Here is a 15,948-nt window from a genome sequence, read left to right on the forward strand (position 1 = left end):
CGCCCTCCCGTCAGAACTTCTGGCGCATGCCAATCGTGATGCCCGTCTGGTTATATCCGGGCGCGACCGTACCATAGCCATTGACGCCCAACGTGGATTTGTCCTTGTTGTGAGCAAAGCCCGCGGAGGCGTAAAGATCCGTGCGCTTCGACAGGAAATAGTCTGCGCAGAGCACCGCGAGCCACGGGTCGGCGCCCGTCGAATGCACGTCCTGGTAGTAACCGGTGGCCGTCAAGATGAAAGCGGGCGTCACGTTGTACTGCGCACCCGCCCAGTAGAGATTCGCAGCGCTGGCTTGCGAGCCGTTTGCAACGACAATCGGGTTCACGGGCAGGAAAGCATTTGACGCACGCAGATAGCGGTAGCCCGCGAATCCCTTCACCGGTCCGATCACATACGAAGCGGCTGCCGTTGCGCGACGCTCGGTGCCCGTGCTGGTTGCAACCGTGTTGCTGTTGCGCTGCTCGTACGACACGCTCGCCGCGAACGGGCCTTGCGCGTAGGTCAAGGCCCCGCTGAAAAAGCGCCCCGTGATTTCCGCGCCCGGCACTTCGGCGCCATAGCCCGTGTCGTAGCGCGTGCTGTACATCGCCTGCGCGGTCAGCGGCCCGAACACGCCCGTGTACTTCGCCGAGTTGTCGATGCGTCCGGCCATCGCGTAGTCGACCGACAGCGCGGAGTAGCGCGACGATGCGCCCATCGGATCGAACGCCACGGCCTGTTCGTAGAGCAGCGCGTTCTGCCGGCCGAACGTCAGTTGCTGGCCTTTGTACGAAAGACCGACCCAAGCCTGCCGGCCAAACAGCCGGGCGGTCGTTGCAGCGTTGGCGCCCAGACCTTTAGTCGATTGAGCGGTCGCGCTGTCGTTGATGTTGAAGCCGTTTTCCAACTGGAAAATCGCTTTCATGCCGCCGCCGAGGTCTTCGACGCCCTTCAGTCCCCAGCGGGAACCGGACAGATTGCCCGACACTTCGCGCGTTTGTGCGCCGCCAGCGCTCGTATTGTTGATGTGTTCGACGCCAACGTCCGCGATGCCGTACAGCGTGACGCTGCTTTGCGCATGTGCAGAGCCGCAGGTCAGGCCGACGCCTGCGGCGGCGACTGTACCGAGCATGAAACGGACGTTCGTGTTGACGCAGTGGCTGGCCTTTTTGAACAGCATGAAGTCTCCCGTAAAGTTTTAAGGATTGGTTGTGAATGGGTGAATCAAACGTCGTGGGCCGTCGGCGCTTCGCCTGCGTCGGCGCCCGGATCACCGAGCCAGGCGATGGTCACTGCGCCGAGCAGCAGCACACCCGACACGGCGAGCAACGGCACGGTGAACCCGCCTGAGAGCTGCTTGAGCGCGCCGATCATCGACGGACCGACGAAGCCGCCCAGGTTGCCCACCGAAACGATGAGCGCGAGGCCGCCGGCCGCGGCCCGTCCCGTGAGAAAGCTGGATGGAATGGCCCAGTAGGTCGCCTGGAAAGCGAGGATGCCGCTCACCGTGAAGCAGAGTGCGATCAGCTTCAGCACGGGCGCGTCGACGAACGTGCTCGCGCACAGCGCGGCGGCCGCCACGACCAGCGCACCGGCCACATAGGGAATGCGGTTGTGCGAGCGATTCGCGACGCGCGCCCATCCGAGCATCACGACTGCGCCGATTGCATAGGGGATCGCCGTGAGCCAGCCCACGACCGAGTGCGCGACGCCGAATTGCTTGATGATTTGCGGCATCCACAGGCCGACGCCAAGCGACCCGACGATGCCGCAGAAGTTGACGAACGCGAGCACGAACACGCGCCAGTTGGTCATCGCATCGCGCAGCGTGCTGCCGTGACGTGCGCCGATGTCGCCCTGTTCAAGGGCAAGACGCTTCGCCAGCGACGACTTCTCTTCGTCGGTGAGCCACTTCGCTTTTTCGGGACGATCGGCCAGCACGAACAGGCAGGCGATGCCGAGCAACACGGCCGGTCCGCCTTCGATCAGCAGCAACCACTGCCAGCTGCGCAGTCCATGCAGGCCGCCGAGTTCGAGCAACGTGCCCGACACGGGCGAGCCGATCATATTCGCGACGGGGATGCCGACCAGGAACGCAGCCGTCACTTTCGCGCGCCACTTGCCTGGGAACCAGTGCGTGAAATACAGGTAGATCCCTGGCGTGAAGCCCGCTTCGGCGAGTCCAAGCAGAAAGCGCGCGGCGGCAAAGCTCTTCGGGCCGACGACGAACGCAGTCGCCATCGAAAAGAGACCCCACGTGATCATGATGCGTGCGATCCACACCCGCGCACCGACCTTATGCATGATCAGGTTGCTCGGAATTTCGAACAGGAAATAACCGATAAAGAAAAGTCCTGCCCCGAGGCCAAACTGCTCGGACGTCAGACCGAGGTCCTTGTTCATCGTCAGCGCAGCGAAGCCGACATTGGTCCGGTCGAGATAGCTGATGACGTAGCAGATGAAGATGAATGGCAGGATTCGCCGGAACGCCTTGGCGAGCGTGCGCTCACTGGCCGCGTAGTCCTCGCCGGCGATGCCGGCAACGGGTGGCGTTTCTGTCTGACGCGCGGCGCCGTCGGCGCTCAGGGTGTGCGACATGGTCATGCTTGCTCCTCCATCGCGCTTCTGTCGGCGCACATGTATTGCTGTATCGGACGTTCGCGCCCGGCGCCCGATCAGACGGTTCGCCCGGCCTGCTTCGGCAGCGGCCCGGCGATCGTCATTTCAGCCTTGAGAACCGTGCCCGAAACGGACTCGGTCATGAACAGCGTCTTCATGTCCGCGCCGCCGAAACAGAGATTCGTGAGCGAAGCGCCTTCCGGGCTCGTCAGAATCTCAACGGGTTCGGCGCGATGGTTCAGCACCCACGCGCGGCCCAGTCCCGGATTCGCGACGAAGAGTCGCCCTTGCGTGTCGATGGTCAGTCCGTCCGGACCGCTCGGACCATACGACGTGAAGAACTGCCCGACCTTGCTGACGGAACCATCTGCCTGAAGCGGCACGCGCCACACGCAGTTGCCGCGCGTCATACCGACAAAGAGAATCCTTTCGTCGGGCGACAGCACGAGTCCGTTGGGGCTCGGGCAATTGCCGAGCAGCAGGTCGAGCTTGCCGTCCGCCGACAGCCGGTACACACGTCCCGTCGGATCGTGCAGTCCCGTTTGCCCCTGGTCGGTGAAGTACAGGTTACCGTTCGAATCGAAGGTGAGATCGTTCACGCCCCGGAAGCGCTCGGAATTGCGCCGCTCGAGAAACGGGCGCACTTCGCCGCGCGCGATGTCGAGCAGCATCAGGCCATTGCGATAGTCGGTGATGAGCAGATGCGCGTCGTCGAAGCGCTTCATTCCGTTCGGCTCGCCGTCGTATTGCACGACGAGTTCCCACTCGCCCGACAGCGAAATCCGGAAAACGCGGCCGTGCGGAATATCCGTGACGAACAGATAGCCCGCCGGGTCCCACACGGGGCCTTCGAGAAACGAGTCCGTGGCGAGGCCGCCGCGATTGGCGCGCGCCCAATCGGTCTGGACGTCGGCTTTGCGGAATGGGTCCGGCATACGCGTGAAGACTTCGGCGGTGCGTATTTCGGGCGAGGTGAGATAGAACATGATGAAGCTTCTCGTGCGGACGTCAGGCTGCGTTGCGGGCGTGTTCCTCGACGGCGGCGAGAACATTGGCGGCGGCGCCCTTACCCATGTTCACGTACGCGGCATCGCTCACGCCGCCGATATGCGGCGACAGGATCGTGTTCGGGATCTGCTGGAACGGATGCGGCTGCGTCATCGGTTCGACGTCGAAGCTGTCGAGACCGGCAAAGCGCAACTGGCCGCTGGCGAGCGCCTCGGCGAGCGCCGCTTCGTCGATCAGACCGCCGCGTGCGGTGTTGACGAGAATTGCGCCGCGCCTGAATCGCGCCAGCGTGTCGCGGTTGAGCATCTGGCGGTTGTCCGCTGTCAGCGGGCAATGCAGCGAAACGATGTCGGAAGCGGCGTACAACTCGTCGAGCGACACCCGCTTCACGCCGGCGGGCACTTCGTTCGCGTACGGATCGAACGCGAGCACGTTCATGCCGAACGCCGCACCGATTGCTGCGACGCGCCGGCCGATCGCGCCCAGTCCGACGAGGCCAAGGGTGCGCCCGTCCAGCTCGACGGACTTGTGCGTGGATTTGTCCCAGTGGCCTTCGCGCATGCGTGCGTCGAGTTGCGGCACGGACTTCGCGCACGCGAGAATCAGCGCCCATGCATGCTCCGCGACGGCCGCCGCGTTGGCGCCCACGGCGGCGCGCACCGCAATACCGCGTGCGGCCGCCGCTGCCTGATCGATCACGTCGATGCCGCTGCCATGCTTGGAAATCACCTGGAGGTTTTCGGCGGCATCCATGATGCGGGCGTTCACCTTGCCGTATCGGACGATGATCGCCACCGGCTTGTGCTGCTCACAGAGCGCCACGATGTCGTCTTCCGTCGGCTGCTTGCCCGCGAACACGACGTCGAAGTGGCTCAGCATATCAAGTGCTTGCGGCGCGAGATCGGCAGCCGTCACGAGGACGACGGGTTTGTGCGAAGCCGTCTGCATCACAGCACCTCGCCTTCGGCCAGCATGCCCGCTGCACGCAGTTCTTTCTCGATCCAGCCCGGACGCACGTCACCCCTGTGAATCGCTGCAATGCGCGCCGTTTCCATCTCCAGCTTTTTCTGCGCGAGATCGATGATGCGCGCAACGTCGTTACGCGGAATTACGACCACGCCGTCCGCGTCGCCCACAATGAGATCGCCCGGGTGGATGGCCGTGTTGCCCGCCGAAATCGGCGCATTCACGCGGCCTGCGACACTTTTGGTCGGGCCGCAGGGGTTCAGGCCGGCCGCGAAGATCGGGTAGCCGCCGCTCGCCAGTTCATGCGCATCACGCACGGCGCCGTCGATGACGATGCCCGCGATACCGCTCGCCTTGGCCTGCGTTGCCATGATTTCGCCGATCAGCGCGCATGAGAGATCGCCCTTGCCGTCGACGACGATCACGTCGCCCGGCTTCGCGATGGACAGCGCGGCGTGAATGGCGAGGTTGTCGCCGGGACGTACTTCGACCGTGACGGCCGGACCCGCGACTTTCATCGTCGGCGACAACGGCTTGACCCGGCCATGGAGCGTGCCGCGACGGCCAGCGACGTCAGCGAGGATAGCGGCCTGGTAACGCGCCGCTGCCTCGACCAGTTCCGGCGAGACGCGTTCGATAGTGCGATTGATAGCGGAAGAAGCCGCAGCATGGGTGCTCATGGATTTCACCTCGGTCAGGAAGTTGTACTGTGTACAACATTGGTGTACAGAATGAAATCACTATAGCTAGCGAAGACGGGCAAAACCACTCTCGTTTACCCTTTTACGGTATAAACCGGCGTTTTACTGTGTACAATCTTTGGAAACGAACGACCGGAGGCAGAAATGGGAAACGATGGAGTCATCGCGGTCGAGAAGGCGCTCTCGCTGTTGGATTGTTTCAAGCCGGGGGCAGAATCTCAATCGCTGGCGATGCTTGCGCAAGCATCCGGCATGCACAAGACAACGGTCTACCGACTGATGAACTCGCTGGAGCGCATGGGTTATGTGGTGCGCGCTCAATCCGGCAACTATTCGCTTGGACACCGCGTGCTGTATCTCGGCAAGCTGTACGAGCAGTCCTTTCATCTTTCCACGGTGGTGGAACCGGCGCTGCACTCGCTCGCCGCGGTAACGAAAGAAAGCGCATCGTACTACGTTCACCATAACGGAGAGCGGCTGTGCCTGTTTCGGGTCGAGCCGTCCGAAGGTCTGCGTGAGACGCGGCTCGCGGGCACGACGCTGCCGCTCGACGATACGGCCATCAGCCAGGTCATCCGTTACTGGGGATTGGGCGAACCGATCTACGACAAGCCGCCAGCGCTGCCCGTCTTTACCGCGGGTGCCCGCGATGTGCACACGGCAGCGTTCGCTGTACCGATCTTTGGCGCCGGCGACAAGTTCATGGCGGCGCTGACGCTTTCCGGGCCTGCGTCGCGGCTTAGCGCGGCGCACACGTCGGGCGAGCTCGATCGGCCGCAACTGGATGCGGCTGCTGATCTGTCACGCAAGCTGGGGGCGAGCGTCGCGTTCTGTGAGTACCTCTACGGCACCTGATCGCCGCCTGGGCAGATGCATGTTCCGGTCGACGAGCCGTGCGACGTGCGAACCGTCGGTAAGGGCCGCTTTCAGACTGGATGTCGCGCGATAGCGGCATCGCACCTGGAAACTTGCCGCCTGCGCAAAGGTTGCCGGCAGCTTGTTCACCTGGGTCTCCAGGGTGAAACGCCATTCGGCAGCCGGTGCTTTTCCGTCATCCGCAATGTGGTCCGTTCGACCGTTCGTCTTCATTTCGGCCCGCAATTGATTGTCGAGATGGTTCAGCGAATGGGCCGCAGATCATCCCGGAGACGATAGACAGATCGACGCGGCGCGACAGTCGCCGCCTGATGCGTCAGTCGCGTTTGAGCGCGCCGTGGCGTGATAGCGCCAGCACTTCGTCGCGTAGTCGGATGGGCGACAGCGGCTTTTCGAAGTAACGCGTCTGCGTCATGTGCTGAGCTCTGAGCCTGAACGCTTCGGCCGGATGACCGGTGACGAAAAGCACGGGAATCGCGGCGAAAGCCGGGTTGGCTCGCATCGCCGTGCAAACGTCAAAGCCGTCCATGGTGCCGCCGAGCACGATGTCCAGGATGATCACGTCCGGCGTAGAGGCGCGCAGCAGGCCGAACGCGGCTTCGGCTTCGGCGGCTGCGCGAATTTCGCAGCCTTCGCGTTGAAGCGCCGCGCTCAGCACCTTGAGCGAGACCGCGTCGTCGTCGAGAATCAGCACGCGCATGTTGGCAAGTGGCCGATGCTGCGCGCGGCGTATGTGCGTGATGCCCGCAGAGCGTGGCACGGCTGACAGGGCCGGCATCGTGGTGTCGGTCTCCTCCACGAAACCCAGGTCGCGTAGCGTGCGGATCTTGCACGCAACGCCAGACGACCACTGCGGGAGAGAAAGGCATTCCAGTGCGGCCGGCATGCCGAGAAACAGCTCAAGTGTACTGTCGGCGGCCAGCTTCAGACCGGCCTGCCTCACAAGGGCGGCGAATTCCTTGACGAAATCGACCGGTCGGCGCACCGCGAACTCGACCCGATGCAACATGCCGCTTCGACAGGCCTCGACCGTCGCTGCCCAGCTGCCGCCGCCCGCCGCATGGCAGGCCGCCTCGACGCGTTGCAACGTGTCGGCTGACACGCCGTGAAGTTGACGCCGGGGTTCATTCATAGCGCCCTCCGGTGATACTTTCGTGCGTGCGAGCGTAGCGCACGGCAAGCCAGTTGGTCAGATCCGCCTCACTCAACGCGGGCGACCACAGCCAGCCCTGGCCAGCGTCGCAGCCATATGCGCGCAGACGCCGGTAGACATCTTCGGTTTCGACACCCTCTGCGACTGAACGCAAGCCCATTTGCGCGGCGAGAGAAATCACGGATTCGAGAATCCGTTCTGCATCCGGATTCTGTACGGACGTCGACACAAACAGGCGATCAAGCTTGAGCTCGTTGAACGGCATACGCAGCAACGAGACGAGCGAAGAATGTCCGGTGCCGAAGTCGTCGATGGAAAGCTGCACACCAGCGATCCGCAAACGCGTGAGCACATCGCTGGCCAATGCCCGGTCTCCGATCACGGCGCTTTCCGTAATCTCTATCACGAGCGATTGCGCCGGCACGCCGCTCGTCTCGAGCAGGCGTGTGATAACGGCCAGCGTCTCGTGATCCACGATGGACGGCGACACGTTGACTGCGACGGTCAAACTGGGGAATTCGCGCCGCCAACGGGCGCAGGCCTCTAGTGACGCGGTCAGCATGGCTTCCGTGAGCGCGCGAATCTGCCCGGTGGCTTCCGCAAGCGGAATAAAAACGTCGGGCGGTACTGCGCCCAATAGAGGTGAATGCCACCGCGCGAGGGCCTCGACTCCGATGGGCAGGCCGCTCGAAAGGTCAATTTTCGGCTGAAACGCGGCCCTGATCTGCCGGGCGCCAATGGCAATGGCGAGATCTTGCGCGGTGACGCGCGGCGCCTCCCGCTGGGCAGGACGCCACGCGGAAGCGGGGGTTGCCTGCAATAGGGCCGCCAGTTGTTCGAATCGCACAGGCTTGCCCAGCGCTCCAGCAACGTGAATGCCGTGCGCCTGTGCAATGCCCGTCGCGGCGGTTCGTGTGCGCTCGTCGCACCCGCTAATGAACGCCACCGGGCAGGCTGCGTTATCGCGTCCCAACTCCCGCAGCAGGTCGAGGCCGACTTCGCTGCCCAGTTGCAGGTCGAGCAACACCATGCCGATCGACTCGGCAGACAGTAGTGCGGTCGCCTGTTGCAACGTGGCCGCCGCGAAGCTCGCCATGCCGAGCTTCCTGGTCATCGCGAGCAGGATTTTTAACTGCAGGGGATCGTCCTCGACGATCAGCACGCTGCCCTTCGTATCGTTATGCAGACCGGACATTGGCCGCAGCCTCCTCGAGTAGGCCGCCCAAGCGCGCGGACACCGCCGTGAAGACAAGCTTTGCATTGCCGACAAGCGGCGCAATACGCGTCCGGTCGCCATCGGCCGCTGCTGCCTCCAGTTCCTTCATCAGGGCGGAGAAACGAAGGGCGCCGACATAGGCGCTGCTCGATTTCAGCGCGTGTGCGATCTGGCCGATGCGCGGCAATGAGTCTTCCGCGAGAGCAAGACACAGCTCCCCGATCTGCAATTCCGAGTTCACGCGGTACGTGGTGACGATATCGTCAAGAATGTCGGGCATCCCGTCGTCGGCCAACGCTCGCAGTTCCTGGATGCTGGCCAGATCGATCGTAGCGGCATCTTCGACGGTGTGAGGCTGCACCGCGTGCCCCTTCGCGTCTTGCGCCGATGCCAGATCGATGTACATCTCCACCCTGGCAGACAGGTCGGCGAACGTGAAAGGCTTCGCCATCACCTCATTCATCCCGACCGCCTTGCATTGCGCAACGTTCGCGGAGGTCAGGTCGGCCGTCACGGCAACGATCGGCACGGCGCGAGCGCCAAGTTGCCGCTCGCGCGTGCGGATGGCGGCCGAGGCCTGCAACCCGTCCATCCGGGGCATATGGCAATCCATCAGAATCAGATCGAATTGGCCTTGCTCATACAACCGTAGCGCTTCCTGTCCATCCCCCGCCACCTGCGCGGCTAGGCCGAGCCGGCGCAGCGCCGCGAGCGCGACCTTCTGGTTCGTCGGATTGTCCTCCACAACCAGAACGCGAGCCGCGCCACGCGGCAGCGACGCGCCGCCCACCTCGTCCGCCGTGACTGCTGCGCCGTCCATCAAAGCCTGCCTCGCGCCTGCGGGGAGTGCGTCGTGCGTCGGCTGTTGCGCCTTATGCACGGCACCCTCGATCACGACTGGCAGGCTCACCGTAAAGGTCGCGCCGTGTCCCGGCGCGCTCTCCACTGCGATGTGTCCACCTAGTCGGGCGACCAGTTCGCGCACGAGAAATAGCCCGATGCCCGCGCCGTCGTGCTCGCGTGTTCGACTCTCGTCTGCCTGCGAAAAGGACGCAAAGATGCGCTCGTGGAGATGCGCCGCAATGCCCGGTCCGGTGTCCCGTACGGATACGACGAGCGTTTGTTGCGCTTGCTCGCCGGCTATCAGGCGAACACTTACGGCAATCGAGCCGCGGCGCGTGAACTTCACCGCGTTCGACAGGAGGTTATAAACAATCTGGCGCAAGCGCTCAGGGTCTGACCAGACGACCGTCGATGCCGTGGTCCCCATGTCGAGCAGGAAAGTCACGCCGTTTGCTTCGGCTTTCCGGCGATGCGGCAGCGCAGTGCGTTCGATCAGCTCGACCAGATCGAACGATTCGTTGTGCAATGCAAGCGAGCCTGCTTCGATTTGCGCGATATCCAGAATCTGCTCGATGACCCGTTTGAGCGCCGAACCCGATTCGCGAATGCTCATGAGCATTTCGTGCTCGTGGCCCGTCTGATTGAGGTCGAGCAACAGATCGGCAGGTCCAAGCACGCCATTCAACGGAGTACGCAATTCGTGACTCATACGCGCCATGAACTGATTCTTCGCAGCGTTGGCTTCTTCAGCGACATTCTTTGCAGCCAGCAACGCCTGCGCCAGTTGCTGTTGCTCGACGACCTTCTCGCGCAGGGACTGGTTGGCGAGCGTCAGACGTTCGCGCGCGGAGCGCAGTCCTTCGCGGGCATCGGTCAGTCCGTTCGCCGCGGAAGCGACTTCGGCCTGAAGTTCATTGAAACTTCGGGCCATCTGGCCGAGCTCGTCGTTGGAGCGCACCTCAACGCGACGAATGTTGATGTCGGCCGTGGCGGCGTTCAGATCGCCTCGCCCCAGCGCGTTCATCGCCCTGGAAAAATCGCGGAGCGTGCCGCTTGCCAGCGTGCGCGCGGCATTGCTCACGTCCTGCGCCGAATTCGCAATCATGCCCGGCAGCACGATGCCCACCGTGATGGTGAGCATGGCCACCGCGACGAAAATGTCTTCAAGCGCGGTCGTAAGCGGCAGCTGGTTATGAGGTAGTTTGGAGACCGCAAGAATGTAGCCCGCGCCATCGAGCGCGAGCACCAGAAGCATTGCGCCGGTAAGACGCAGGTGAAGCGTCGGCGCAAAACCCGGCAAGTCCGCCAGCCGCCGGTCTTCCCACTTTCTCCATGCGTAGATTGCGGCGCCCGAATAAGCCATGGCCAGACCGAACACGACCGTCGGCAGTCCGAACTGCTGGAAACCGAGCACTGTGCTCGCGCCCCAAATCGCCGCGGCCACTACGCCGAGACCAATCGTGTACCGCGGGGCACGATATAGCCGTAGTGCGTGCGGCGCGTCGCGACGCATCAGCCAGACGGCGATACTCGGCAACGTAATTCCAATCAGGTAGGTGAAATTCGCCGCCGCGACCAGCCAGATCGGATCGCCGATCAACAGGAAGACGATTGCGAACGCAGCGGTCGCCAGCGTTGCGACTAGCGGGACGTCCGAACGTGTGCGCCACGACAGGCAGCGCGGCGCAAGACCGTCGTCGGCGAGCTGCGAGAGCGTTCTCGCGGCGCCAGCGAGTGGCTGGATCGTGCCGTGAAACATGTTGAACATCATGAACCACATGGCCACGGACTTCGCCATGGCGCCGAACACGGGTGCAAAGGTCGGTCCAAGCACCTGGCCGAGGTCGTCGCCGAGCGGTTTCGCGCCCAGCGTACCGAGCCAGATCAGCGGCAACACGACGAAGTAGACCGATGCCATCGCTGCGCTCGCCTTCATGGCTCGTGGGACATTCTTTTCTGGATCGCGTGTTTCGGCGACATGGCAGGCAGCCGCCTCGAAAGCCGGCGCGGCGAAGCCGACCAGATAAAGCCCGGCCATCAATGAAGTCATTCCGCCGAACCAGCCCGCAAACGGGGTGACCAGATGAAAGTCCACTGCCTGATGCCAGTCGACGGAACCGGTCAGGACCGGCGCCAGCGCGGAGATGAAAGCGAGCACCGCCGAGCACGTTGCGATCGGTACGGCAAGCCGCGTGACCCATTTGATCCCTAGCAGGTTGACGGCAGTGAAGAAACACACCAGGGCGCAAGCCATCAGCGGGACCGGAACGGCTGGCAGGAACCATTGGTTGATCGCGGTGGCCGACAGGATGGCGGTCAGCCCACAGGTTGGCACCCAACCCCACCAGTAGCACATGCCTGTCAGCGTCGACAGTATCTGTCCGTACGGCTTAAAGGCTTCGGTGCAAGCCGCAGCGATGCCACCCACCTTTTGCGGCGAAAGCATGACCAGTTCGATCCAGCCGGGCAACGCTGCATAACTGAGGAGCAGCCCGAGGATGAGCAATGGAACAGCCGCGCTGCCTTGCCCCGGAATGTCTCCCTGACCGGCGAAGAGTGCGGCGATCAGAAACAGGCTCTGGTTGCTGCCGCCCATTGCCAGCGCAGTCGTTCCGACCCAGCCAATGCTGCGTCGGAAAGGCCGGGGTGACCCGCTGCCGGGGCTCGTTGTCAGGAAGTGTTTCATAGGGCGCCTTCGTGATCGGGGGCAATGACAACCGGATCGCGGCGCGACAGGATTTCCATGATGGCGCGATCGAGCATCGTGGCACTGACGGGTTTGACGAGATAGCCGTCGAACAGATCGACGCGCGGATCGTCGACCGGTTTCGACTGGCCGGTGACGGCGACCAGCGGCGCAGGAAGTCCGAATTCAGTCTGCTCGTGCAACTCGCGAGCCAGTTCCAGCCCGTTCAGATCAGGCATGTTGATGTCCACGACCGCGAGATCGATGGGCTGCGTTCGCAACATCGCGAGGGCTTCACGGCCGCTTGCCACCGCCTCAACCCGATAGCCCAGTCGGGTGAGCAACGCCGTGCTGATCTTCCTGCTGACGTCGTCGTCATCGGCAATCAGGATGACTTGATCGGCCCGATGAACGCCACGGCGCGCGTCCGGCGCGGGCGTTTCCGTGAGCGCATCCGGCGGCGGAACGTCGAACGGTATCAAACACGTAAAGGCCGTGCCGACATGCGGGGAACTGGTGCAGGCGATGGTTCCGCCCATCGCCTGCACCAGCTTCTGACAGATCGCCAGACCAAGTCCGGTGCCGCCGTAACGCGCCTTCATCTCAGGCGCGCCTTGAGAGAAACTTTCGAAGAGCCCGCGCGCGACCTCGGTACTCATGCCGATGCCGCTATCCATCACGCAGAGGGCTACCCGTGTTCGGGCGTCACCATCCGGCTGCGCATTGAGCGTCATGCGTACCCAGCCTTGGGACGTGAACTTGATTGCGTTCGTGAGCAGGTTGAGCACTATCTGGGAAACGCGCGTGCGATCGCCTGATAGACGCTCAGGTACAGCCGGGTCAACCTCCAGTGTCAGTTCGAGTCCCTTGTTTGCAGCTTGCGGCCTGACCACGGCAAGCGCGCGGCGCAATTCGCGGCGCAGATCGAAGGGTTGCAGATTGAAAGTGAAACCGGTCGCTTCAAGTTGGGCAAGATCGAGCACCTCGTTGATCATGCGCACGAGTTGGGCGGTCGAATCACGCAAAGTGTCGATGTCGGATTCCTGGGCTGCCGATTCGTTGCGCGCGCAGATCACTTCGACCATCCCGGCGATTGCGTTCAAAGGCGCTCGCACCTCGTGCGTCACCATTGCAAGGAAGTCGGCGCGCGCCCGCTGCGAAGCCAAAGCGGCAGCCTCGATGTCGCGCCGCCGGTTCAGTTCGGCTTCAAGACGGATCGTGCGCAGGCGTAGATGCAATTCGTCGACGACCAGAGCGGCGAAGTCCTTCAACGCGGCCGATTCCGAAGCGCTCATGACACGCGGAATCGTATCGATGATGCATAACGTACCTACTTTCTGCCCGCCTTCGATCACGAGCGGCATGCCGGCATAAAACCGCATATAGGGAGGTCCGAGCACAAAAGGGTGACTGTGGAACTCCTCGCTGCGCGTTGCATCCGGGATAACCAGTACGTCGTCCTGCCGAAGCGCCGCCTGGCAGAAAGAGGCCTCGCGTGGCGCTGAATCGATGTCGACGCCTATCTTGGCCTTGAACCACTGGTCCTCTCGCGTAGCCAGCGAAATCAGGCAGATCGGCGCGCGAAAAAATTCGCTAACCCGTCGGACGATTCGGTCATAGGCCGCCTCGGGCAAAGTGTTCAGGATCTGCAACGATTCCAGTGTTGCAAGCCGCTGATGCTCCGCCGGATCGATTGGACACAACGCGGGCGTTGGGGAATCGACAGGACAGATCGCCAGATCGCAGGTAAATTGCTCCGCCATATACTCGTTGCCTCCAGACGTGTGGGCTTCACTCACCTTATCGGCACGTCCGACCGTTGATGTAGATGCTTTGAAAAGAAATTCGCGTTTTTTATATGGCAGATCGAGTTCGTGTGCGCCTGGATTGCGCGAAAGAGTAAAGTGACGCCGCTCGCCGCGATGAAGTCAATAATGACTTAATCGATCGGCGACCACTAAGCGGCTCGCAGTATGGCCGGCGCACGTTCTGGCGCAGCGAGGAATTAATGAGCTCCGCGTTACTCGGCGTGTGACGCCGACCGAGGCTTTTTACCGCCCGTCAAAGCCCGGCAAAAAATCCAGAAAATTCGCTTCGGTAACGTTTGTCCCGTCCGTTAAGAAGTTATTACTCAACTGAACGGAGAATTAAATGAATGCTGTAACGAACTGGAAGATTGGAGCTCGCTTAGCAGCCGGATTTGGGGCGGTACTGGTTTTATTGTGCCTGCTCGGCACTCTAGCGATTTACCAGAGTAGTCGTATCTACGCCGGCACTGTTGACCTCGCAGATAATTGGCTCCCAAGCGTCCAGGTATTAGGCGAAATACAGGCAGCAGCGAATACGTCGCGGCGCGCGACCTTACGTGCTTTATTGGAGTTCGACGAGCAGGGTAGAAAAGCGCAACGCGCGACGCATGATGCTGCGACGTCGAAATACGCCGTTGAATGGAGTAAATACGAGAAGCTCATTTCCTCACCGGAGGAGCAGCATCTTGCAGATAGCATCAAAGCTGCTTGGACGCTCGCTGATGCGGACCAGGTGAAAATGCTGAACCTCGCTGAATCAGGAGAGGAAGGTGAAAAAGAGGCTCGGTCCTTGGCCGTTCGCAAGGGAGCAAAGCTTTACCTTGACACGATGAATCTCATCGAAGAAGACATCCGGCTCAACGCAAAAGGTGCAGAAGAATCCAGCGCAATGGCCGCAGCAAGCTACCGCTCTGCGATTACTCTTTCTGTGAGTGTGGCCACCGTCGCTGTAGCGCTTGGCGCAGTCATCGCATTTCTCATCACGCGCTCGATCGTGCTTCCTATCCGTCAAGCCGTCCTCATCGCCCAAGCTGTTGCAAGCGGTGACCTTACCTCACATGTCGTTGCCGGGAGTCAAGATGAGACAGGTCAATTGCTCACTGCCCTGGGTGAAATGAATGATGGCCTGGCTAATGTTGTAGGACAGGTGCGTGCCAGTAGCGAAAGCATTGCAACCGGATCTGCCGAGATCGCTGAAGGCAATACGGACCTAAGCCGACGCACTGAAGAGCAAGCCGCGTCGCTCGAAGAAACTGCAGCGAGTATGGAAGAATTGACCGCAACCGTTCGGCAAAATGCGGAGAATGCCGCCCAGGGAAATCGTCTTGCGTTAAGCGCTTCGGATGTCGCTATGCGTGGCGGCGAAGTGGTCGGCCGCGTTGTGGACACAATGCGTGAAATTACGACGAGTTCTGAAAAGGTTGCTGACATTATCACTGTCATTGAAGGCATTGCGTTTCAGACGAATATCCTTGCGTTGAATGCGGCAGTTGAAGCTGCAAGGGCAGGCGAGCAAGGGCGGGGATTTGCGGTTGTCGCGGGTGAAGTTCGCACGCTTGCACAACGGAGTGCTTCTGCTGCCAAAGAGATCAAAGATTTGATTGGACACTCGGTCGAGCGTGTTAGGGCGGGATCCGCGCTAGTGGGCGAAGCGGGCACGACGATCAGTGAGGTCGTCGTCTCGGTAAAGCGTGTCACGGACCTGATGGGTGAGATCACCGCGGCGTCCAGTGAACAGCACACGGGTATCGAGCAGGTCAATCAGGCTGTGATGCAGATGGATGAGGTAACGCAACAGAACGCTGCACTTGTCGAAGAAGCGTCGGCAGCGGCTCAATCTATGGCGGCTCAATCCTCGACGTTAAAGGAACTGGTCGCGACCTTCAGGCTGAAGCAGTCAGGCAGCGAGCGAAACGTGGCACCGGCGAGAGAGACGATGCAGCATCGCCAGCAGAAGCAAACGAAGATCAATACCGGACGAATGGTCTTGGCAAAGAAATCTATTGCTAAGGCTGAGACTGAATGGCACGCGTTTTAATACTCGGACCCTCCGCCTGTGAAAGTCTTCGGGCGGAGGGTTTTACTAAAGA

General features: G+C 61.8%; 11 protein-coding genes. 2 read left to right on the forward strand and 9 right to left on the reverse strand.

The annotated features are described in order from the left end of the window. Positions 1-10: 10 nt before the first annotated feature. From AAGS40_RS25685 to AAGS40_RS25705, 5 genes are all read right to left on the reverse strand, one after another. Positions 11-1,114 (reverse strand): porin, encoded by a 1,104-nt coding sequence (locus AAGS40_RS25685; protein WP_345817593.1) that lies wholly within the window; start codon positions 1,112-1,114, stop codon positions 11-13. A gap of 92 nt (positions 1,115-1,206) precedes the next feature. Beyond that, positions 1,207-2,586, reverse strand: coding sequence for an MFS transporter (locus AAGS40_RS25690; protein WP_345817279.1), 1,380 nt, complete (start codon positions 2,584-2,586; stop codon positions 1,207-1,209). A gap of 71 nt (positions 2,587-2,657) precedes the next feature. Next, positions 2,658-3,587 (reverse strand): SMP-30/gluconolactonase/LRE family protein, encoded by a 930-nt coding sequence (locus AAGS40_RS25695; RefSeq protein ID WP_345817281.1) that lies wholly within the window; start codon positions 3,585-3,587, stop codon positions 2,658-2,660. A 22-nt stretch (positions 3,588-3,609) separates the two neighbouring features. Next, positions 3,610-4,557, reverse strand: coding sequence for an NAD(P)-dependent oxidoreductase (locus AAGS40_RS25700; RefSeq protein WP_345817283.1), 948 nt, complete (start codon positions 4,555-4,557; stop codon positions 3,610-3,612). Then, a complete protein-coding gene (locus AAGS40_RS25705) occupies positions 4,557-5,255 on the reverse strand; it encodes an RraA family protein (protein WP_345817284.1) in 699 nt (232 codons plus the stop codon). Before AAGS40_RS25705 ends, AAGS40_RS25700 begins: the two co-directional genes overlap by 1 nt. 165 nt (positions 5,256-5,420) lie before the next feature. Between AAGS40_RS25705 and AAGS40_RS25710 the strand changes: the two genes are divergently transcribed. Then, a complete protein-coding gene (locus AAGS40_RS25710) occupies positions 5,421-6,131 on the forward strand; it encodes an IclR family transcriptional regulator (protein WP_345817285.1) in 711 nt (236 codons plus the stop codon). 337 nt (positions 6,132-6,468) lie between these two features. On the opposite strand, the gene AAGS40_RS25715 is transcribed toward AAGS40_RS25710, so the two are convergent. From AAGS40_RS25715 to AAGS40_RS25730, 4 genes are read right to left on the reverse strand one after another with little or no spacing between them, the layout of a single operon-like run. Continuing rightward, a complete protein-coding gene (locus tag AAGS40_RS25715) occupies positions 6,469-7,284 on the reverse strand; it encodes a response regulator (RefSeq protein ID WP_345817287.1) in 816 nt (271 codons plus the stop codon). Further along, complete coding sequence (locus tag AAGS40_RS25720) at positions 7,277-8,500, reverse strand: EAL domain-containing response regulator (protein WP_345817288.1); 1,224 nt, start codon at positions 8,498-8,500, stop codon at positions 7,277-7,279. The genes AAGS40_RS25715 and AAGS40_RS25720 overlap by 8 nt, the downstream gene beginning before the upstream one ends. After that, positions 8,484-12,050, reverse strand: coding sequence for an amino acid permease (locus AAGS40_RS25725; protein ID WP_345817290.1), 3,567 nt, complete (start codon positions 12,048-12,050; stop codon positions 8,484-8,486). Before AAGS40_RS25725 ends, AAGS40_RS25720 begins: the two co-directional genes overlap by 17 nt. Beyond that, the gene (locus AAGS40_RS25730; protein WP_345817292.1) at positions 12,047-13,813 is read right to left on the reverse strand and encodes an ATP-binding protein; all 1,767 of its coding nucleotides are present in this window, start codon (positions 13,811-13,813) and stop codon (positions 12,047-12,049) included. The genes AAGS40_RS25725 and AAGS40_RS25730 overlap by 4 nt, the downstream gene beginning before the upstream one ends. Before the next feature lie 388 nt (positions 13,814-14,201). Between AAGS40_RS25730 and AAGS40_RS25735 the strand changes: the two genes are divergently transcribed. Then, entirely contained in the window at positions 14,202-15,896 is a 1,695-nt protein-coding gene (locus AAGS40_RS25735; RefSeq protein WP_345817294.1) for a methyl-accepting chemotaxis protein, read from the forward strand. The last annotated feature ends 52 nt before the right edge of the window (positions 15,897-15,948 follow it).

It is taken from the genome of Paraburkholderia sp. PREW-6R (assembly GCF_039621805.1).
In the GTDB taxonomy this organism is placed as follows: Bacteria; Pseudomonadota; Gammaproteobacteria; order Burkholderiales; family Burkholderiaceae; genus Paraburkholderia.

Excerpts from the sequence above, each read along its gene's own strand:
- AAGS40_RS25685 (WP_345817593.1), bottom strand. The coding sequence starts at position 1,114 with ATGCTCGGTACAGTCGCCGCCGCAGGCGTCGGCCTGACCTGCGGCTCT.
- AAGS40_RS25690 (WP_345817279.1), bottom strand. The coding sequence starts at position 2,586 with ATGACCATGTCGCACACCCTGAGCGCCGACGGCGCCGCGCGTCAGACA.
- AAGS40_RS25695 (WP_345817281.1), bottom strand. The coding sequence starts at position 3,587 with ATGTTCTATCTCACCTCGCCCGAAATACGCACCGCCGAAGTCTTCACG.
- AAGS40_RS25700 (WP_345817283.1), bottom strand. The coding sequence starts at position 4,557 with ATGCAGACGGCTTCGCACAAACCCGTCGTCCTCGTGACGGCTGCCGAT.
- AAGS40_RS25705 (WP_345817284.1), bottom strand. The coding sequence starts at position 5,255 with ATGAGCACCCATGCTGCGGCTTCTTCCGCTATCAATCGCACTATCGAA.
- AAGS40_RS25710 (WP_345817285.1), top strand. The coding sequence starts at position 5,421 with ATGGGAAACGATGGAGTCATCGCGGTCGAGAAGGCGCTCTCGCTGTTG.
- AAGS40_RS25715 (WP_345817287.1), bottom strand. The coding sequence starts at position 7,284 with ATGAATGAACCCCGGCGTCAACTTCACGGCGTGTCAGCCGACACGTTG.
- AAGS40_RS25720 (WP_345817288.1), bottom strand. The coding sequence starts at position 8,500 with ATGTCCGGTCTGCATAACGATACGAAGGGCAGCGTGCTGATCGTCGAG.
- AAGS40_RS25725 (WP_345817290.1), bottom strand. The coding sequence starts at position 12,050 with ATGAAACACTTCCTGACAACGAGCCCCGGCAGCGGGTCACCCCGGCCT.
- AAGS40_RS25730 (WP_345817292.1), bottom strand. The coding sequence starts at position 13,813 with ATGGCGGAGCAATTTACCTGCGATCTGGCGATCTGTCCTGTCGATTCC.
- AAGS40_RS25735 (WP_345817294.1), top strand. The coding sequence starts at position 14,202 with ATGAATGCTGTAACGAACTGGAAGATTGGAGCTCGCTTAGCAGCCGGA.